The 19295-nt window shown below is 63.8% G+C and carries 21 protein-coding genes and 2 tRNA genes; 12 read left to right on the top strand and 11 right to left on the bottom strand.

Translation table 11 applies throughout. The annotated features are described in order from the left end of the window. From EWH12_RS14340 to EWH12_RS14320, 3 genes are all read left to right on the top strand, one after another. Window positions 1-464: IS256 family transposase (locus tag EWH12_RS14340; RefSeq protein WP_010338288.1), on the top strand; the 464-nt coding region annotated here is incomplete at its 5' end. 1349 nt (window positions 465-1813) lie between these two features. Then, complete coding sequence (locus EWH12_RS14325; RefSeq protein ID WP_129927012.1) at window positions 1814-2056, top strand: type II toxin-antitoxin system ParD family antitoxin; 243 nt, start codon at window positions 1814-1816, stop codon at window positions 2054-2056. Then, a complete protein-coding gene (locus tag EWH12_RS14320; protein WP_129927011.1) occupies window positions 2056-2352 on the top strand; it encodes a type II toxin-antitoxin system RelE/ParE family toxin in 297 nt (98 codons plus the stop codon). The genes EWH12_RS14325 and EWH12_RS14320 overlap by 1 nt, the downstream gene beginning before the upstream one ends. A gap of 615 nt (window positions 2353-2967) precedes the next feature. On the opposite strand, the gene EWH12_RS14315 is transcribed toward EWH12_RS14320, so the two are convergent. From EWH12_RS14315 to aroA, 6 genes are all read right to left on the bottom strand, one after another. Continuing rightward, window positions 2968-4170 (bottom strand): tyrosine-type recombinase/integrase, encoded by a 1203-nt coding sequence (locus EWH12_RS14315; protein ID WP_129927010.1) that lies wholly within the window; start codon window positions 4168-4170, stop codon window positions 2968-2970. Between the two features lie 219 nt (window positions 4171-4389). Continuing rightward, the gene (locus EWH12_RS14310; RefSeq protein ID WP_066602948.1) at window positions 4390-4680 is read right to left on the bottom strand and encodes an integration host factor subunit beta; all 291 of its coding nucleotides are present in this window, start codon (window positions 4678-4680) and stop codon (window positions 4390-4392) included. 179 nt (window positions 4681-4859) lie between these two features. Continuing rightward, a complete protein-coding gene (gene rpsA / locus EWH12_RS14305; protein WP_066602946.1) occupies window positions 4860-6572 on the bottom strand; it encodes a 30S ribosomal protein S1 in 1713 nt (570 codons plus the stop codon). 169 nt (window positions 6573-6741) lie between these two features. Then, window positions 6742-7377, bottom strand: a complete 636-nt coding sequence (gene cmk / locus EWH12_RS14300) for a (d)CMP kinase (RefSeq protein ID WP_129927009.1) — start codon at window positions 7375-7377, stop codon at window positions 6742-6744. After that, complete coding sequence (locus EWH12_RS14295) at window positions 7374-7622, bottom strand: CBU_0592 family membrane protein (RefSeq protein ID WP_066602941.1); 249 nt, start codon at window positions 7620-7622, stop codon at window positions 7374-7376. Before EWH12_RS14295 ends, cmk begins: the two co-directional genes overlap by 4 nt. Beyond that, entirely contained in the window at window positions 7619-8959 is a 1341-nt protein-coding gene (gene aroA, locus EWH12_RS14290) for a 3-phosphoshikimate 1-carboxyvinyltransferase (RefSeq protein ID WP_129927008.1), read from the bottom strand. Before aroA ends, EWH12_RS14295 begins: the two co-directional genes overlap by 4 nt. A 148-nt stretch (window positions 8960-9107) precedes the next feature. On the opposite strand from aroA, the gene EWH12_RS14285 reads away from it, so the two are divergent. From EWH12_RS14285 to EWH12_RS14270, 4 genes are all read left to right on the top strand, one after another. Next, window positions 9108-9440 (top strand): TIGR02300 family protein, encoded by a 333-nt coding sequence (locus EWH12_RS14285; protein ID WP_066602936.1) that lies wholly within the window; start codon window positions 9108-9110, stop codon window positions 9438-9440. Window positions 9441-9527: 87 nt separating this feature from the next. Beyond that, a tRNA-Ala gene (locus EWH12_RS14280) sits at window positions 9528-9603 on the top strand. Window positions 9604-9775: 172 nt separating this feature from the next. Then, window positions 9776-9851 (top strand) — tRNA-Ala (locus EWH12_RS14275). A 150-nt stretch (window positions 9852-10001) separates the two neighbouring features. Further along, complete coding sequence (locus EWH12_RS14270) at window positions 10002-10523, top strand: GAF domain-containing protein (protein ID WP_129927007.1); 522 nt, start codon at window positions 10002-10004, stop codon at window positions 10521-10523. Here EWH12_RS14270 and EWH12_RS14265 read toward each other — a convergent pair. Beyond that, entirely contained in the window at window positions 10511-12787 is a 2277-nt protein-coding gene (locus EWH12_RS14265; protein ID WP_129927006.1) for an ATP-dependent helicase, read from the bottom strand. The genes EWH12_RS14270 and EWH12_RS14265 overlap by 13 nt on opposite strands. 105 nt (window positions 12788-12892) lie before the next feature. On the opposite strand from EWH12_RS14265, the gene EWH12_RS14260 reads away from it, so the two are divergent. Together EWH12_RS14260 and EWH12_RS14255 are read left to right on the top strand one after the other, a co-directional pair. Continuing rightward, entirely contained in the window at window positions 12893-13291 is a 399-nt protein-coding gene (locus EWH12_RS14260) for a GFA family protein (RefSeq protein ID WP_066602926.1), read from the top strand. Between the two features lie 143 nt (window positions 13292-13434). Then, window positions 13435-13956, top strand: a complete 522-nt coding sequence (locus EWH12_RS14255) for a Fe-S oxidoreductase (RefSeq protein ID WP_129927005.1) — start codon at window positions 13435-13437, stop codon at window positions 13954-13956. On the opposite strand, the gene EWH12_RS14250 is transcribed toward EWH12_RS14255, so the two are convergent. Next, complete coding sequence (locus EWH12_RS14250; RefSeq protein ID WP_129927004.1) at window positions 13916-14392, bottom strand: RrF2 family transcriptional regulator; 477 nt, start codon at window positions 14390-14392, stop codon at window positions 13916-13918. The two genes, EWH12_RS14255 and EWH12_RS14250, sit on opposite strands and share 41 nt — an antisense overlap. Window positions 14393-14500: 108 nt before the next feature. Between EWH12_RS14250 and EWH12_RS14245 the strand changes: the two genes are divergently transcribed. Next, complete coding sequence (locus tag EWH12_RS14245) at window positions 14501-14947, top strand: globin domain-containing protein (RefSeq protein ID WP_066602923.1); 447 nt, start codon at window positions 14501-14503, stop codon at window positions 14945-14947. Window positions 14948-15016: 69 nt separating this feature from the next. On the opposite strand, the gene rsmD is transcribed toward EWH12_RS14245, so the two are convergent. Beyond that, complete coding sequence (gene rsmD / locus EWH12_RS14240; RefSeq protein ID WP_129927003.1) at window positions 15017-15556, bottom strand: 16S rRNA (guanine(966)-N(2))-methyltransferase RsmD; 540 nt, start codon at window positions 15554-15556, stop codon at window positions 15017-15019. Next, on the bottom strand, window positions 15553-16506 hold the full coding sequence (locus EWH12_RS14235; protein WP_129927023.1) for a pseudouridine synthase: 954 nt from the start codon (window positions 16504-16506) through the stop codon (window positions 15553-15555). The genes rsmD and EWH12_RS14235 overlap by 4 nt, the downstream gene beginning before the upstream one ends. 492 nt (window positions 16507-16998) lie before the next feature. Here EWH12_RS14235 and EWH12_RS14225 point away from each other — a divergent pair, with 492 nt between their 5' ends. Together EWH12_RS14225 and EWH12_RS14220 are read left to right on the top strand one after the other, a co-directional pair. Next, complete coding sequence (locus EWH12_RS14225; protein ID WP_129927002.1) at window positions 16999-17457, top strand: response regulator; 459 nt, start codon at window positions 16999-17001, stop codon at window positions 17455-17457. 81 nt (window positions 17458-17538) lie between these two features. Continuing rightward, complete coding sequence (locus EWH12_RS14220) at window positions 17539-18867, top strand: AmpG family muropeptide MFS transporter (protein ID WP_129927001.1); 1329 nt, start codon at window positions 17539-17541, stop codon at window positions 18865-18867. On the opposite strand, the gene EWH12_RS14215 is transcribed toward EWH12_RS14220, so the two are convergent. After that, window positions 18852-19292, bottom strand: coding sequence for a DUF6628 family protein (locus tag EWH12_RS14215; RefSeq protein WP_129927000.1), 441 nt, complete (start codon window positions 19290-19292; stop codon window positions 18852-18854). The two genes, EWH12_RS14220 and EWH12_RS14215, sit on opposite strands and share 16 nt — an antisense overlap. Window positions 19293-19295 lie beyond the last annotated feature (3 nt).

Genomic DNA, 19295 nt, shown 5'->3' with positions numbered 1-19295 from the left:
CCTGCATCGTTCACCTGCTGCGCAACTCGATGGACTTCGTCTCCTGGAAGGACCGCAAGAACCTCGCCAGCGCGCTCAAGGAGATTTACCGTGCCACCGACGCGGACGCCGCCGAAAAGGCGCTGACGGCATTTGAGGCTGGTCCTTGGGGGCAGCGCTACCCCGCCATCGGCCAGAGCTGGCGGCGCGCCTGGGGCGAGGTGATCCCGTTTTTTGCCTTCCCCGACGAGGTCCGCCGGATCATCTACACCACGAACGCGATCGAAGCTTTGAACTCGAAGCTCAGGCGGGCTGTCAGGGCCAGGGGACACTTCCCAAGCGACGAGGCCGCCACCAAGCTGCTCTATCTGATCTTGAATCGGTCGGAGAAAGAGTGGAAGATGCCACCACGTGAGTGGACCATGGCGAAGGCGCAATTTGCCGTGATCTTCGGCGAACGTTTCATCAGAGCCATGGCGGCCTGATGATCAACCGCCCGGCCGCACACGGAAATCCTGACAGTCCCATCCCGCTCGGTGAGCGCGCCCTTTTGCTCAGCCACAAAGGCTTTCATGGCGTCCATCGGATTGTCGGGATGGGCCGCCAGCAAGGCGTCGATCTCGGCATCGGTCTTGCCCTTGGATTTCATGATCTGACGTAAATCTTCGCGCAGGCGCGCATCGAACTTCGACACGTCGCCACCTTCGCGGATGATCTGCGCGCGCAGCTTTTCGGTACTATCCATCAATGCTTCCCAGCGCTGCTGGAAACGCGGATCGGCGGCCGCGCCATGGGCGGCGGCATCGGCCATCTGGCCCACAGCCGCACCCGCTGCGTTGAGATCGCCTTCGGGCGTGCCTTTCTTCTGCTCGGCCTCGATGAGGGCAAGGCGTTCGGCTTCGCGGCGGCGATAGGCCGCTTCGTCTTCGGCACTGGCGAAGGTCAGGTCAAAATCCTTCATGCCCTGCATGGTGCGGTTCACGGTAGCGCGGCTGGTAGCGGCAAGGCTTGCAATATCCGCGCCCTCGGCGGCTTCGGCCCCGCTAACAGCGGCCCCGCCTTGCTGGGCGGTGGCCAGCACATCGGCCACCATGCCCGCTACGGCAGCGGGCATGGCTGCGAGGGTGGAAGCGTCGGCCACGTTGATTTGCTGTTGAAGTTGGCTGATGGCCGCCAGTTGCGATTGCACCAAGGCGGCCGGAACGCCGTTGCGGATCAAGTCAGCCAAGACGGTAGCTAATTCCGAACGCGGCCCGTCCAGTTGGGCCGACAAGGCGTTGCGCTGGCTAGCCAGCCGGTCATCCGCCTGCGGCGGATGACCATGCTCTGAAACTGTAAAATCGGCGGCTATAGAGTACCTGTCGCGCGCGGGTGAACTACCGCCAGCATAGCGCAGAAATCGCTAAAAATTGGTTAATATTTGATTGATGGCGTAGCAGATGGATGGGGTCGTATGGCTTCCCGGTTCTTCCGGGCTGGCGCGAGGGTGACGGGTGTGTCGCCCATGCGCGCACCATGAAAAGGCTCCAAGCTTCCTGATGTGCAGCACTGGCCCGCTGGGGCGGCGCTTAGCGGCCTGTGTCGATGGCGCGAGGCGGATGGGCGGCTTCCACCGCATTCACGCGCAATGCCGTGCGGGACGAACCGGGGAGGAATCCATGACGACCACCACCATCCTGCTTGCGATCAACACCTTTGCCCAACTTGTCGCGGCGATAGCGCAACTGATTACCTCCTTGCGGCGGAATCCGTAAGAAGGCCGTCGCGGTTTTAGAAAAATTGACAAACTTTGCCAATTTAATAGAATGGCATGGTGATAAGGAGGCTATGCCCCATGGCGACGATGAACATTTCCTTGCCCGACCCGATGAAGCATTGGGTGGAAGGCCAAGCGGAAACAGGGCGTTACAGTAATGCCAGCGATTACGTTCGCGACTTGATACGCCGCGATCAGGAGCGCGCAGCGAAGATAGCGGCGATGCAGGCGCTCATTGATGAAGGCCGCACCAGTGGCATCAGCGCTCGCAGCGTCGATGAAATTTTTGCCGATGCGGTAGCGCTCGCGCAGGGGAATTGATGTCGTCCTACCAGTTGTCAGGGGCGGCAGAGCGTGATCTCGCGCATATCGCGGCCTACACAGTGGAAGCGTTTGGCGTGGCACAAGCGCTTGCCTATCGTGACGGACTGATTCGCAGCTTCGATTTTCTGGCGGAGAACCCCAATTCGGCGCGATTGCGCCACGAATTGAACCCGCCCGTGCGGGCGCACCGCTTTCAATCGCATCTGATTTTTTATGATGTGCAGGCCGATGGCGGCATTCTAATTCTGCGTGTCCGTCATGGCCGGGAAGACTGGCTGTCGGATATGGATTGAGGTTGGCAGGGTTTCCGGTGGGCAGCTTACTGCGCGCCTTGAATAAATATAAAGTAGGCGTTTGTTGACCTGTGGCGATGGCCGCGCCCCGTTCGGTGCGACTGATGGCCAGCATGCCTGCGGTTCCTCCGGCATTTCGCGACGTGGAGGGGAGGCCGTTCGGCTCTACCTATCCTCCACTATTGGCATGGCCCCGCTTCTGTTCAGAAGCCTTGGGGCCATACCCGGTAGAATAGTGGTGCGGGCGGGGGGGATCGAACCCCCATGGGCCAAGCCCGACGAATTTTCTTACCAACTACGGCTTTCGCCGCCACCCGAAGGGGCGTTTGTGGTCTGGACTATCCCTTCACCTTGCTCCGGCAAGCCGGAGGGTAGGTGCTGCCCGTCTAGTCTCTACACCTTCCCGGAAAGCTAGCCTTCCGGGCTTGGCTCGGGATTGCCATTTGAAAGGTTTCCCCGAATTTGAGCAGTTCTACATCGCGGGTTTCCCCACGCGCACTCAATGGTCTAAGTCCGTTGCGTCTACCAATTTCGCCACGCCCGCTCAACCGAGCGCATCTATAGTCGGGGGAACGAGGATAGCCAAGCGAGATATGTCGGTTGTCCTCAATCCCGTTATCTTCGGGGCTTCGGCCTACGGATGTTAACTGATGCTGCGTCAATCATGTCCTTGATGTGGGCAGCGTAGTGCTTTTCAATCATTTCGACGCTGGTGCGGCAGTTTTTGGCGATTTGGTAGATGTCTGCCCCCTCCAATAGTCGGGTCGAGATATAGGTATGCCGTAGGCTGTAAAAGGTTCGGGCATTGCCTTCGCGATCCTTCTTCATATCCAGTTCGTCCAGCAGCGTATTGAACAACTCGCGCTGGAGGGTGGGGAAGATGAGGTCGGAGGGCTGGAGATTGTGGCGTTCCTTCATTCGTGTGAACGGGTGCACGGCTCCGGGCATGGACTTGGCCCAGCCGGTGCCGCGCTTGCCACGGACGGCGATGTGCAGAATCCGCTCGCGCTTCGGGCCATCCTGAACAATCTCAATGTCCCGAATCTCTATTCGCTTTGCCTCATCGGGGCGTAACCCCGTGTTCGCCATAAAAAGGATGTAATCCAGCAGGTCTTCACAGGCGGTGCGCCAGCGTTCTTTTTTAGGATTTGCCGCCCGCTCGCGTGCTGCTTCGTAGAGTGTCTGATATTCGGCGGGAGAGAACCACGCCCGATGCGACACTTTGCTAGAAGCACGGTAGGGGTCTGAAAGGTCAGGCAGGAGTTCAAGCCAGCCGTGGCGGCGAGAGAATTTCAGCACTTGGCGGAGGCAGACCATTTCCTGATGAAGCGTGCTGCGTGAAGGGGCTTTGCCATTACGTCGGCGCTTCGTCAGGTCGGTCGACTCATCGGCCTTTGGTTTTGTGAAGCTGCCCTTGGTTATGCGGTCGATTCGGTAGTCCTGAACCATGCCGGATGTGATTTCGGACAACACCTTGTTCCCGAAAAAGGGGACTAGGTAGAGGTTGAGTCGTTCTTCGTGACGACGAACATAGAGTGGGCTGCGCTGGCCCTCTGTCAGAACCTTGAACTCCACCATGAAGCGCTCAGCAGCATATTTGAAGGTTTTTCCGGCTTTGATCTCCCCGCGTGCGGCCTTGCCCGCAAGGGTGAGATACCAGTCCTCGGCAACGTCCTTCGCTTGGGCGAGGGAAACTTGTTTGGTGCTGTGGCGGTGCTGCGCGCCGCCAATGCTAGCGCGGCAATGCCACCGCTTGCTGTTGGGACGCTGGAAAAGCTGAACCTTTCCGCCAAGGATTTCATGAACTGCCTCTGCCATGGGTAGCGCCTCCAACTGCGCTAAAATGTGCTAGCTATGTGCTAGTCATTGAACCCATTAAAAATGGCAGAAAACTAGGAAAAATCAAGGAAAATACGGGCTTTTAAGTCCGCTGCGTCTACCGATTTCGCCACGTCCGCCCATAATGCCGTTGGACAGCGCCTCCCCTGACGGCTGGCGCGCGGCAGGTCAAGCCATGGATCGACACGATGGATGGACTCAGACGTCGTCCTTGCCGTTCAACCGTTCGCGCATTTCCTTGCCCGGCTTGAAATAGGGCACCCGCTTGGCGGATACCGGCACCTGTTCCCCGGTGCGCGGGTTGCGCCCGGTGCGCGCGTCGCGTGCGCGCGTGGTGAAAGCACCGAATCCGCGCAGTTCCACGCGGCCGCCGGTGGAAAGCCGGTCGACAATTTCCCTGAAGAAGAGATCGACGATCTTTTCCACTTCCGGCAGGCTGAGTCCCGGATTTTCCTCGGCCAGCTTCTGGATCAGTTCCGAACGGATCATTGGTTCTCCAGCGCCCCTCTGCCGTGCCCCATGTCCTGCATAGAGGTTCCGCAAGGCGTTGACAATCGGGCAACATCAAGATCGTTACGTTTCCAAAAGGACGATGGCATCATGGACATGAAAAAGCCCGCCGGACATGGGTCCGGCGGGCTTTTTCATTTGTCGAAGGACAGGAAGGCTTAGCCTTCGCTCTTCGCCTTGAGCGCTTCGCCCAGGATGTCGCCCAGCGACGCGCCGCTGTCGGACGAACCATATTGTGCGACTGCCTGCTTCTCTTCGGCGATCTGCATCGCCTTGACCGAGAAGGTCGGCTTCTTGGCGCGGTCGAAACCGGTCACCATGGCGTCGAACTTCTGGCCGATCTGGAAGCGTTCCGAACGCTGCTCGTCGCGGTCGCGACCCAGGTCGCTGCGCTTGATGAAGCCGGCTGCGCCGTCTTCGCCAGCCTGGACTTCCAGGCCGCCGTCGCGGACTTCCAGAACGGTCACGGTGACGATCGCGTTCTTGTTGAGGCCGGCAGCCGCAGCAGCGGTGCCGCCAGCGGCCGGGCCGCCACGCTCAAGCTGCTTCATGCCCAGGCTGATGCGCTCCTTCTCGACGTCGATGTCGAGAACGACGGCCGAAACGGCCTCACCCTTGCGGTGCAGCGCCAGCGCGTCTTCGCCCGAAATGCCCCAGGCGATGTCGGACATGTGGACCATGCCGTCGACGTCGCCGTCCAGGCCGATAAACAGGCCGAACTCGGTCGCATTCTTGACTTCGCCCTCGACGGTCGAACCGATCGGGTGACGTTCGGCGAAGCTGTCCCACGGATTGCTCTGGGCCTGCTTGAGGCCAAGGCTGATGCGGCGCTTTTCGGGATCGACTTCCAGAACCAGAACTTCGACTTCCTGGCTGGTCGACACGATCTTGCCGGGGTGGACGTTCTTCTTGGTCCAGGACATTTCGCTGACATGGACCAGGCCTTCGATGCCCGGCTCCAGTTCGACGAACGCGCCATATTCGGTGATGTTCGTGACCCGGCCCGACAGCTTGGCGCCGATCGGATATTTGGCGGCGGCGCCTTCCCACGGATCACTCTCCAACTGCTTCATGCCGAGCGAGATGCGCTGCGTGTCGCGGTTGATGCGGATGATCTGCACGCGAACGGTGTCGCCGATGTTGATCATCTCATTGGGATGGTTGATGCGCTTGTACGACAGGTCGGTGACGTGCAGCAGGCCGTCGATGCCGCCCAGGTCAACGAACGCACCATAGTCGGTGATGTTCTTGACGACGCCTTCGATGATCTGGCCTTCGGCCAGGGTCTGGATCAGGCCGCTGCGCTGTTCGGCGCGGGTTTCTTCCAGGATGGCGCGACGCGACACGACGATGTTGCCGCGGCGGCGATCCATCTTGAGGATCTGGAAAGGCTGCGGAATGTCCATCAGCGGGGTGACGTCGCGCACCGGGCGAATGTCGACCTGCGAACCGGGCAGGAACGCCACGGCGCCGTCCAGGTCGACGGTGAAGCCGCCCTTGACGCGGCCGAAGATGACGCCTTCGACGCGCGCGCTTTCGGTGAACTCGGCTTCCAGCTTGTCCCAGGCGGCTTCGCGGCGGGCGCGGTCACGCGACAGCATGGCTTCGCCATGGGCGTTTTCGACGCGGTCGACATAGACTTCGACTTCGTCGCCGACCTTCAGGTCAGCCTTCTGGCCTGGCGCTGCGAATTCGCGCAGCGGCACGCGGCCTTCGGACTTCAGACCTACGTCGATGACGGCCAAGTCGTTTTCGATGGCGGTAACGGTGCCCTTGACGACGCGGCCTTCAAAGCCGCCGTCTTCACCACCGAGAGAATCATTGAGAAGCGCGGCGAAATCGTCGCGCGTGGGAAATGCCGTAGAGGCCATGGTTAGTCCTTCACTCGTCATTGCTGGCCAACCGGTTGTATCCGATGGTCTTTGGCCAAAACATGTTCAGAACCGAATATTCTGAACATATCCCGCGCGTTAGAGGATTGTGAACGCGCTGCCTTGAAAAGCGAAAAGGGCGCCCGGAACAACCGCGCGCCTTGACGGGTCAACTTCTGGAGCGACCTTCAAGCTGGGCGTCCACAAGCGCAATCGCCCGCTGGACGGCCGCGTCTATAGTCAAATCGCTCGTATCTAGCAAGTCTGCGCCTTGTGCGACTTTAAGTGGGGCATGGTCGCGGCTCGTGTCGCGCGTGTCGCGGGCCTGGATGTCGGCGATCAGGCTATCCATGTCCGGGTGCCCGCCCTGGCTGAGCGCGTCCTTGAACCGGCGTTCTGCACGCACATGGACGCTGGCCGTCACGAAGATCTTGGCGTCGGCGTCGGGCGCGATCACCGTGCCGATATCGCGCCCGTCCAGGATGGCGCCGCCCGGTTGGGTGGCGAAATCGCGCTGCCGCTGGACCAGCGCGTCGCGCACGCTCTGATGCACGGACACGCGCGAGGCGAGGGAGCCGACCGCTTCGCTCCGCAACGCAGGATCGGCCAGAATCGCATCATCGAATCCGGCCGCAGCCAGCGCATCCGTCTCCTGATCGGGATCGCCGCCGGCTTTCAGTACCGACAGGCCGACCGCGCGATACAGCAGGCCGGTGTCCAGCACCGGCAACCCATAATGGCGGCCCAGCGCCTTGGCGATGGTGCCCTTGCCCGATGCAGCGGGTCCGTCGACGGCGATGATCATGGCTGTTTCTTCCTCAGCGCGTTGCCCAGTCCGAGCAGCGCGATCGCCGCCCAGACCACTTCGAGCGCCATCGACGCCAGATTGAAATGCACCGTCAACGACCAGATAAGCAGCAGCGCGCCTGCCAGGTTCATCAGGTTGAAAATGACGAAATTCAGGGTGCGCGCCATATTGCTATAGGCATAGGCGACGACCATCAGCGCGCTGCCGATCAGCCCGACGACGTTAGCCAGATCGAATGTCATGCGATTACTCCCAATTGCCTGAGCAGCGGCACGAAGGTCGGGAAGCTGGTCGCCACCGGCCGCATGTCGTCGATGGTGACGCCATCCTTCGACACGAGGCCCGCGACCGCGAAGCTCATCGCGATGCGATGGTCCAGCCGGGTCGCGATCGGTCCGCCGCCGGTCAGCATCGCGCCGCCGCTGCCTTCGATGACGATGCCGTCCTCAAGTTCCTCGACGCGCACGCCGATCGCGCGCAGCCCCTGCGCCATCGTGGCGATGCGGTCCGATTCCTTGACTCGCAGTTCCTCCAGCCCGCGGAAGACGCTGCGCCCTTCCGCCAGGGCGGCGGCGATGAAAGCGACCGGATATTCGTCGATCATGCTGGGCGCGCGCGCCGGGTCCGGCTCCACGCCTTTGAGCGTCGATGCGGTGACGATCAGGTCGCCGACCGGCTCGCCGCCGACTTCGCGCGCATTGATGATCTCGATCGATCCGCCCATTTCGCGCAGCAGGTCGATAAGGCCGGCGCGCGTCGCGTTGAGGCCCACATTGGCGATCGTCACCTGCGATCCGGGCACCAGCAGCGCGGCGACCATAGGGAAGGCGGCGGAGGAGGGGTCGCCGGGCACGACGATATTTTGCGGCTGCAATTCCGCCTCGCCGACCAAGGTGATGATCCGGGTGCCGTCCGCTTCTACCTCCACAGTCAGGTCCGCGCCGAACCCTTTGAGCATCCGTTCGCTATGGTCGCGGGTCGGGATCGGTTCGACGACGCGGGTGATGCCCGGCGTGTTGAGGCCCGCCAGCAGGATCGCCGACTTGACCTGCGCCGATGCGACGGGCAGCCGATAGTCGAGCGGCACAGCGGGGCAGGCGCCCTTCATCGTCAGCGGCAATCGATCACCCGGACTGCTCGTGAAGCTGGCCCCCATGCGCGACAATGGCCCGGTCACGCGCGCCATAGGGCGCTTGCTGAGCGATGCGTCGCCCACGAAGGTCGCGGTCAGGTCATGGCTGGCCAGCAGCCCCATCAACAGGCGCGTGGAGGTGCCGCTATTGCCCATGTCCAGCGCCGTCTCCGGCTGGAGCAACCCGCCAACGCCCACGCCATGGATATGCCAGACGCCATCGGCATCACGCTCGATGGTCGCGCCCATCGCCCGCATCGCAGCGGCGGTGGCCAGCACATCTTCGCCTTCCAGCAGCCCTTCGACCCGGCTATGTCCGATCGCCAGCGCCGACAGCATCAGCGATCGGTGGGAAATGCTCTTGTCGCCCGGCACGGTCACGCTGCCCGCCAGCGGCGGCGCGGCGGCGAAGGTCATCGGGGTGGGCTGGTCGTCTATATGGGTCACGGGGTATCCATTATCCTGGAACCGAAAAAATGCGCCCGGCTTTTGACAGCGCGATCCTGCTATGGCAAGGCGCGCCACGTTTCGCGGGCAACAAGCGTTGTGCCGTGTGAGTATCTGTTAGAGCATCGAATAAAGGAACAGGCCGGACATGGTGAAGGCTGAATGGGGCACGAAGCGGACTTGCCCGAAATGTGCGACTCGCTTCTACGACCTGGGCAAGGATGATCCGGTAACCTGCATCAATTGCGGCAGCGCCTGGGAACCTGAGCCTGTGCTAAAGTCGAAGCAGCCGCTGCCTTATGAGGAAGCGGCGCCCAAGAAGGTGATCGAGACCGCCGACGGCGAGTTGGAAACGGCCGACGACGATCTGGACATCGACGTCGATGACGACGACGATTCGCCGGACAATGATGTCGATCTGGGCGGCGACGATGATCTGGGCGTCGATGCCGCGACCGATGACGACAGCGACGACAATTAACTGAAATTTGTTCTTGCCAATGGGATTGCCGCCACCTAATGGCAGCGACCTCCAAGGCGCCGGACCCAACGGCGCTTCATTGGTGACGGGGCCTTAGCTCAGCTGGGAGAGCGCCTGCATGGCATGCAGGAGGTCAGCGGTTCGATCCCGCTAGGCTCCACCAATTTTTCGGAACAGGAAAATGCCCATGGGGACATTTTCCCGAAAAATGCCTGAGCGCAAGTGAGGGGCGTCCATCCTCCGGGAGGCGCAGCCGACTTGCCAGGAAATATAGACGGCCGACGGCATTGCCGGACATGGTCTGACCATATGATTGCGGCCCGGCCGCGCATGATGGGGCCTTAGCTCAGCTGGGAGAGCGCCTGCATGGCATGCAGGAGGTCAGCGGTTCGATCCCGCTAGGCTCCACCAATTTTTCGGAACATGACAATGTCCGGGGACATTTTCCCGAAAAATGCCTGAGCGCAAGCGAGGGGCGTCCCCTCATTCCTATATCCCGATGTTGCTCGTTCATTGCGCGCGAGACTCGTCAAGGCGGATTTTTCCTGCCATCGCTGCGACATGAAGGACGAATTGGCCATCCAGGCCGCCGAACAGGGCGACGACGACGCGATTCGCGCCATCCTGACGCAGCTATGCGATGTGACGCATATGGGCTTTGCGGCGGTGGCGCGCGTGACCGAGGATCGCTGGATCGCCTGCCAGGTGCTCGACAAGATCGCCTTCGGTCTGGAGCCTGGCGCGGAACTGGATATGCAGATGACGATCTGCAAGGAAATCCGCCAGACCGAAAATTATGTGGTCATCGACCATGTCGATGCCGATATCGCGTGGCAGAAGCATCCCGTCCCGATCTTCTACGGCTTCAAAAGCTATGTGTCCTTCCCGGTCATCCTGGCGGACGGCAGCTTCTACGGCACGCTCTGCGCGATCGATCCCATGCCGCGCCTGATCAGCGATCCCGCGACGGTCGCGGTCATCGAAGGCTTCGCGCGCGACGTCAGCGCCCTCCTGTCCGCCAGCATCCTGGCGCACCCGACGAGGTCCGCCACGACAGACGTCCATCGCCCTCAGGCGGGCTGAACGAAGCTGTCCATCACGCGCTTGCGCCCGGCCGTCTCGAAATCGATCTCCAACTTGTTGCCCTCGATCTCCGCGACGGTGCCGTAACCGAATTTCTGGTGAAATATGCGCAGGCCCACGCGCATGTCGTCGCGACCCTTGTTGCCCAGAGATACGGCGGATGACCGCGCCTCCACGATCCGCACCGGCTCCCGGCTGAATTGGCCGCTCGTCTGCGCGCGCTGCCAGCCCGGACCCCGACCGCTGCCCCGCGCGACATTGGCGAAGGGGTCGTCGCGTTCCGACCAGTTGGCGCGCCATAGCGACGCGCCGCCGCTCATGCTGCTTTCCGATTCGACATGTTCGGGCGGCAATTCGCCCACGAAGCGCGACGGGATGCTGCTGGTCCACTGGCCATAGATGCGGCGATTGGCGGCATGGATGATGGTGCAGCGCTTGCGTGCGCGCGTGATCGCGACATAGGCGAGCCGCCGTTCCTCCTCCAGACTGTTGAGCCCGCCTTCGTCCAGCGCCCGCTGCGACGGGAAGACGCCTTCCTCCCACCCCACCAGGAATGTGGTGTCATATTCCAGCCCTTTGGCGGCATGGATGGTCATGATCGTGATCTTGGCGGACTCCGCCTGCGCCTCATTGTCCATGACGAGGCTGACATGCTCCAGAAACGCGCCCAGCGTCTCATATTCCTCCATCGCACGGGCCAGTTCGGACAGATTTTCCAGCCGCCCCGCGCTCTCGGTCGTACGTTCGGCCTGTAGCATCGCGGTGTAGCCGCTCTCGTCCAATATCTGCCGCGCCAGTTCGGCATGGGGCAATTGCGTCGCCCGGTCGCGCCAGCGCGCCAGATCGCCGATGAAACTGCCCAGCGATCGCCGCGCCTGCGGGGTCAGTTCGTCGGTGTCGAGGATGCGCGCGGCCGCCAGCGCCAGTGGTATGCCCTCCGCCCGCGCCAGTCGGTGCAATTTCTCCACCGCCTTGTCGCCCAGCCCGCGCTTGGGCACATTGACGATCCGCTCGAACGCCAGGTCGTCGGCGGGCTGGTTGACCAGCCGCAAATAGGCCAGCGCGTCGCGGATTTCGGCGCGCTCGTAGAAACGGAAGCCGCCGACAATGCGATAGGGCAGGCCGATCTGGATGAAGCGATCTTCGAACTCGCGAGTCTGGTGCTGGGCGCGGACCAGGATGGCGACCTCGTCCAGCGATCCGCCGCTCCGCTGGACCGCTTCGATCTCGTCGCCGACCCGCCGCGCTTCCTCCGGCCCGTCCCACACGCCGATGACCTGCACCTTTTCGCCCACGTCGATGTCGGTCCACAGCGTCTTGCCGAGGCGATTGCCATTTTCGGCGATCACCCCGGACGCCGCGCCCAATATGTGCGGCGTGGAGCGATAATTCTGCTCCAGCCGGATGATCGTCGCGCCCGGAAAATCCTTTTCGAACCGCAGGATATTGGCGACTTCCGCGCCGCGCCATGAATAGATGGACTGGTCGTCGTCGCCCACGCAGCACAGATTTTTGCGCGTCTGCGCCAGCAGCCGCAGCCACAGATACTGGCTGCTATTGGTGTCCTGATATTCGTCCACCATGATATAGCGGAACCGCTCCTGATATTGCGCCAGCACGTCGCGATGCTTCTTCAATATCGTCAGAACATGCAGCAGCAAGTCACCGAAATCACAGGCATTCACTTGACGTAAGCGCGCCTGATAATCGGCATAGAGCTTCTGCCCCTTGCCATGGGCATAGCCTTCCGCCTCGCCCGCGCCGACATCCTCCGGGGTCCAGCCCTTATTCTTCCACTGGTCGATCAGCCCGGCCAGTTGCCGCGCCGGCCAGCGCTTTTCATCGACGCCCTCGGCCTGGATGAGCTGCTTGAGCAGCCGCAACTGATCGTCGGTATCGAGGATGGTGAAATTGGATTGCAGCCCGACCAGTTCGGCATGACGGCGCAGCATCTTCGCCGCGATCGCGTGGAAGGTGCCGAGCCAGGGCATCCCCTCCACCGCGTCGCCGATCATCCGGCCGACCCGCGCCCGCATCTCGCGCGCAGCCTTGTTGGTGAAGGTCACCGCCAATATCTCGGACGGCCAGGCCCGGCGCGTGCCGATCAGATGCGCCAGCCGGGCGGTCAGCGCCGCCGTCTTGCCGGTGCCCGCACCCGCCAGCACCAGCACCGGCCCCTCGGTCGTCAGCACAGCCTCCCGCTGGGGCGGATTGAGCCCGTCGAGATAGGGCGGATCATTGGGGGAGGGGGCAGGGACTGTCATGGCTGGACAACTAGGCATGGGGTGGATCGGGGGCAAGGGGCGCGCCTCTTGCGGTGACTGGGCTTCTATGAGAACAAAAGGCGAATCATGCAAGGGAGCAAGCGGATGGTGACGGGACGATGCCAATGTGGGGCGATACGCTATGAAGCGACCGGCGAACCGGCCTATAGCGCCATCTGCCATTGCAGCGACTGCCGCGCCAGTGCCGGCGCGCCGATGGTGGGCTGGGCGCTGTTCCCGCAAGACGCCGTGACGATCATCGGCGATCCCGTCCGCTACCAGTCGTCCGACAATGCGACCCGGCATTTCTGCGGCACATGCGGCACTGGTCTGTTCTATACCAATCCGGTCATCTTCCCCGGCGCGATCGACATCCAGAGTGCTACGCTGGACGATGCCGCGGCGCTGCCGCCGGAGGGGCATGTCCAGATGGCCGACGCCGTGCCATGGATGGCGACGGCGCACGAACTGCCGAAATATGATCGCTATCCCGACGGTCCCTAACCCCCCGTTCGGTTCATCTGGCCGCGCCTGGGCCACATTTGGTCGCGGCTGCGGAACGGGGATGTCCCAAAGCCGGTTCTTCGGCTGTCCGTCTCAGAAGCGGGCGACCTGCGGGTCGAAGAATATAGGAAAGGATGATCCCGATGAAATCCATCATGCTGGCCGGCGTCGCGATGCTGAGCTTCACCACTTTGGGCGGCATAGCCGTCGCGCAGGACACGCCAGCGCCAAGCAGCCAACCGCCCGGTGACGCCATGACGCCACCGCCCGCCGATGCGCCCGCACCCGCCGATCCGACGGCCACGCCGCCGTCCGCCCCCGCCGAGCCTGCAGCCCCCGCGACGCCCGGCGATCCGGGCATGTCGACCCCGCCCGCGCCTGCCGCACCGGCCAGCCCCGCCATGCCTGCGACCCCGCCTCAAAGCGATCCCAATGCCGGCCAGCCGACAGGCGCGGTCCCGGCGGACCCCGGCATGGTCCCCGCGCCCGCGGGCGTGCCCAATAACCCGGCCGCCCCAGTCGGCTCCTCCGCCAATCCGGTGACGGTCGGCGGCAACATGATGCCGCCGCCGACAGAGGCGAAGGACTATCCGCGCTGCTCTCGCACGGTCCAGGACAGTTGCGTCAATCCGGGCGAGGCCGGGAAGATGCGCAAGCGTCGCTGACCGCCGGCGTCGGCGCGGGCAGGGCGGCGATCAACGCCGCCAGCCCGCCCCGATCGCGCGCCGCATCGGCCAGGCTATAGCGATCGAGCACGGCCATGAACGCGCCGGTGGCCTCCGCCAATATGGCGGTCAGGCCACAAGCCCGGCGGATCGCGCAATTTGCGCAGTCCGCCATTTTCATGTCCGGCTCGCTATGCCGGACCACCGCACCGATGCGCATGTCTTCCGGCGTCCCCGCCAGCGCGAAGCCTCCGCCGCGCCCGCGCCGGGTGGTAATGAAGCCGCCCTGCGCGAGATGGTGCACCACCTTCATCAAATGATTGCGCGACAGCCCATAGGCGTCGGCGATCTCCGGAATCGTCGCCCGTCCCGTCGGCGCTACGGCGAGGTGGATCAGCACGCGCAGCGCATAGTCGGTGTGACGGGTCAATTGCATGGCGTCATCCGATACCGGCGCGGGGTCGCGCTTCAAACATATATTCTATTTACTCCTTTAAAGGCGTAAATTAAATGCATCTTATCGACTCAGGAAAAGGTCAATCAGATGTCCAACTCGCTGTCTCCGCACACCATCGCCATCGTGAAATCCACCGGCCCGGCGCTGCGCCAGCACGGCGTGGCGATCACCACCGCCATGTATGCCCGCCTGTTCCAGGATGCCGAAGTGAAGGCGATGTTCGATCAGGCGGCGCAGGATAGCGGCGAGCAGCCCAGGCGGCTGGCTGCGGCGATCCTGGGCTATGCGGAGAATATCGACCGGCTGGAGGTGCTGGGCGGCGCGGTGGCGCGCATGGTGGCGCGTCATGTCGATACCGGCGTGAAGCCCGAACATTATCCCAAGGTCGCGGCCGCGCTACTTCCCGCCATCCGCGACGTGCTGGGCGAGCAGGTCGCCACCGACGCGGTGCTGGCGGCATGGGGCGAAGCCTATCAGTTTCTGGCCGACATATTGATCGCGCAGGAGGCCGAAGCCTATGCAGCGGCGGCCTGATCCCATTTCGTTCGAAACGAAAGAAGGGTGGTCAGGCCTGCTCACAGCCTGACCGGCCGGACGATCGCGTCAGTCGTCCATCCGCAGCAGCGTGATCCGCGCCTTGCCGCAATCGCGGACCGTGTCGATGGTAAAACCCTTCACGACCACATCCTCGCGCCTGTCGGTTTCGATGCTGATCCAGCTCGCGGCATTGGTCCAGCCCAGCCGTCCCAGCTTGTCGAGCGCAACCTGGCCTGCGCCGGTGCCATAGGGCGGGTCCATGAAGATGAGGTCGAGCGGCTTGGCCGCCGACCCCAGCGACAGCACGCTGGACGGCCGGATGTCAGGACGGATGCCCAGCCGGTCGCCATTGGCGCGGATCGCGTCCAGCGCCGGCTTGTCCTGCTCGACGAACAGGCAGGAGGCCGCGCCGCGCGACAGCGCCTCAAAACCCAGCGCACCCGATCCGGCGAAGAAATCGCCCACGGCCAGCCCCTCGAACGATCCCAGCCGGCTGGTCAGCATCGAAAACAGCGCCTCGCGCGTTCGGTCCGCCGTAGGCCGGGTGGCGTCGCCCTTGGGCGCGTTCAGCGGTCGTCCGCGCCATTGGCCCGAAATGATCCTCATTTCAGGTCCTTCAGGCTTTTGCGGAACAGCGCCAGGTCATGCTCCCGCACCTCCTCCACCGCGCCGACCGGCAGGTCGCCCAGATAGAAGGGGCCATAGCTGGTGCGGATCAGCCGGTTGACCTTCAGGTCCAGATGTTCGAGCACGCGGCGCACTTCCCGGTTCTTGCCTTCGGTCAGGGTCATTTCAATCCACTGGTTGCGCCCGGTGCGCCGCTCCAGATTGGCCTCGATCGCGCCATAGCGGATGCCGTCAATCTCCAGCCCATCGAACAGATCCTCCAACTGCTGCTGGCTCACCTCGCCAAAGGCGCGGGCGCGATAGGTGCGCGGCACGCCGGTCGCGGGCAGTTCCATCTCGCGCTTGAAACCGCCATCGGTGGTCATCAGCAGCAGGCCTTCGGTATTCATGTCCAGCCGGCCGATCGGCATCAGCCGTGGCAGGTCCGGCGGCAGCCGGTCATAGATGGTCGGCCGCCCCGCCGGATCGCGCTCGGTGGTCAGGAAGCCGGTCGGCTTGTGGAACAGGAACAGGCGCATCGGCGCGGGCGCCGCGATCGCCACCTCATCGACGGTCACGCCATGCAGCGATGTCAGCAGCGTCGCGGGCGTATCGATCACCACGCCGTCCTTGGAAACGCGCCCTTCCTCGATCATCCGCTCGATTTCGCGGCGGGAAGCGACCCCGGCGCGGGCCAGCAGCTTGGCGATGCGCTGCGGCTCGCCCTTGCCGTCGCTCGCCGCCGCGGCGCGGGCCGGGTGCGGATTGGCGGCATGGACCGGCGCAGCGCCCTTGACCCGCGGCTTGCGCGGCGGATAGGATTTGGCGGCGCCGAAGCGAGGCGCATCGCCCCCTGCGCGATCGGGTCGGGCGCGATCAGGCCGACCCCGATCCGTCCGGGGACGATCAGTCCGTTCGCCTTCGTTGCGGGGGGAGCGCGGCTTGTCGATGGTGTCGCGTGGCCCCGCGCTGCGTGCAGGGCGCGATGGTGCGCCGTCGGCCTTGGCCCGATCGGGGCGAGTCCTGCCGCCGCTCGGCCGATCCGTCCGGCTATCGTCCTTCTTCTCGAAACGCGGCTTGGCGTCGCCCCGGCGGCTCTCGCTCCGCCGCCCGTCATCCTGTCGCCCATCCCCCTGACGCGGCGCAGCGCCACGTCCAGTGGGCGCGCCGGGACGCCCGCCCGATCCGCTCCGGCCGGGGCCGGCGGGACGTTTCGGGCCGCCTGGTCCTGCCCTGCGGGGCGGTCCTGATTTTTTCGGCGGTTCCAAGGGCGGGTTCCTTTTCATGGGCACTGGCACTTCCCATATGGGTGCAAAGCCAGCAACAGGCTGAAATGTGCCGCTCCGGCGCTTGGGCGAGGGGGCTATGCCTCCCAGCAGGCAACCCGGTGCGGGGGCGCGGCGTTTCATCGGGTGCATGGCGGAATCAGGGCGGATCGGCAAATGTTTTTCGGGCTGGTGAAAGAGGGAGGCGCGCACCTGTCGCGCCGTAAGGCGATCCGCACCGTGCTGGTGGTGGAGGATGAGGCGCTGGTCGCCTTCGATAACGAACATGCGCTGGAGCAGGCGGGCTACCGGATAGCGGCGACGGTGGACGATCATGACCATGCGGTGCGGGTCATGGACAGCGGCGGCGTGGACCTGGTGATCGCCGACGTCGCCCTGCATGGCGAGAAGACCGGCATCGACGTCGCCCGTCACGCTGGAGCGCTGGGCCTGCCGGTCCTGTTCGTCACCGCCCGCTGCCCGATGGAGGCGCGCGCTCTGGCGGTGGGCTGCCTCGCCAAGCCCTATGCGCCGCGCGATCTGGTCGCGGCGATCGGCGTCGTCGATGCGCAGTTGCGCGGCGCAAGGCGGCCCAAGCTGCCGCCGGGGCTCAGCCTGTTCGCGCCCGCGGGCTGATCGGCGCACAGGACGCTTGCCTGGCGGCGATCAGGCCATATGGTGGCGCGCAATTCGACGCCACCGGGGACGCACGCCAAAATGACCGACGCCATAGAGGGCCGCAGCAGCTGGCTCGACGCCGTGAAACCCTATGTCGAAAAGGCGCCGCTGGCGGCCTTTTTCCTGGGCGTCTCGTCAGGCTTTCCTTATGCGATGATCGGCGCGACGCTGACCACGCGTCTGGCGCAGGACGGCATCGACAAGAAGGCCGTTACCGCCTTCACCCTGGCGTTCCTCGTCTATAATCTCAAATGGCTATGGGCCTGGGTGGTCGATGGCGTGCGGCTGCCGATCATCGGGCGGCTGGGGCAGCGCGTGTCCTGGCTGCTGCTGGCGGGCGCTCTGGTCATGGCGGCGGTCGCCAATCTGGCGCTGGTCGATCCGACGTCCAGTCTCTTGCAGACCGCCTATGCCGCCATTCTTGTCGGGGCGGCGGGCGCGACTTACGACATCGTCATCGACGCCTATCGCATCGAAACGCTCAAGCCCGAACAACTGGGCGTCGGATCGGGCATGTCGCAATATGGCTGGCGCATCGGATCGGTGGCGGCCGGTTCTCTAGCGCTGATTCTCGCGGCTCGGGTCGGCTGGCAAGGCGCCTATCTCGCCTGCGCCGCCTTTGCGTTGCCAGCGATGCTGACTGGCCTCATTCTCGGCGAACCGGAACGGCATCGCGATCCTGTCGTCCGGCGCGGCATGGGGGAGGTGATGGCGTCGATCACCGGGCCGCTGCTCGAATTTTTCCGGCGCAAGGGCGCGCTCCTAGTCCTGCTCTTCATCCTGCTGCACAAGATCGGCGACACGCTGGCGAACCTGACCTTTCGGCTTTTGTTCGACGATATGGGCTACACCAATGACGAGATCGTCATCTACGATGTCGGCATCGGCTTCTGGGCCTATCTGATCGGCATCTTCATCGGCGGCATCCTCTATGCCCGCATGGGCATGAAGCGATCCGTGCTGTTCAGCCTTATCCTGATGGGCGTGTCCAATTTCAGCTTCGCCGCGCTGGCCGCGTTGGGGAAGAGCAATTGGGGCATGGCCGGGGCGATCGGGTTCGAAAATATCGCCAGCGGCATCGGCGGCGTCACCGTGGTCGCCTATTTCTCGGCCCTGTGCGACCTGCGTTTCACCGCCGCGCAATATGCGCTGATCTCGGCGGCGGCGAGCATCGTCGGGCGCTTCCTGACCGGCACGACGGCGGGCGGCCTGATCGAGCGCTTCGGCTATGTCGATTTCTATCTGCTCACGACCGCGCTCGCGGTGCCGGGCATCCTGCTCTTCTGGCTGATGATGCGCGCCGGCCTGATCGACGCCAGCGTCGGCACCGCCGCGACCATCGACCCTGCCGATCAGCCCGCGGCGTAGAGATCCAGCGGCCGGCCCAGGTCGCTATGGGCCTGCGCCACCGCCTGCAGGCAGGTCAGCGCGCCCAGCGCATGATCGTTGCCCAGCAAGGCGCTCACCTGCCCAAAGGCAGCGTTGGGATCGCGCAGCGCGTCGCCCGTCGCCTGCATCATCAGCGCCTCGTCCGCGGTCATGCGCGCGCAGCAACAGGGGGCGACCAGGATCTTGCGGCTCGACGCGCGCGCCAGTTCCAGCATCATCGCGCGCATCAGCACCAGCGGGCGGCGATAGCTCCGGCCGAACGCGCCTAGCATCGCATTGGCGGCGTGGGCATCATTGACCCCAGCGGTCGCCATCCGTCGCATCACGAACAGGAACAGGCGATTGCCATAGCCGCCCGGAATGGGCCGGGGCAGGTCGAGGGGGGAAGTCTCTCCATAAGCCATAGA

The sequence above is a fragment of the Sphingobium cupriresistens genome, from assembly GCF_004152865.1.
In the GTDB taxonomy this organism is placed as follows: domain Bacteria; phylum Pseudomonadota; class Alphaproteobacteria; order Sphingomonadales; family Sphingomonadaceae; genus Sphingobium; species Sphingobium cupriresistens.
Note: the sequence above shows the minus strand (reverse complement) of the source record. Positions and strands in the feature narration are given on the sequence as shown.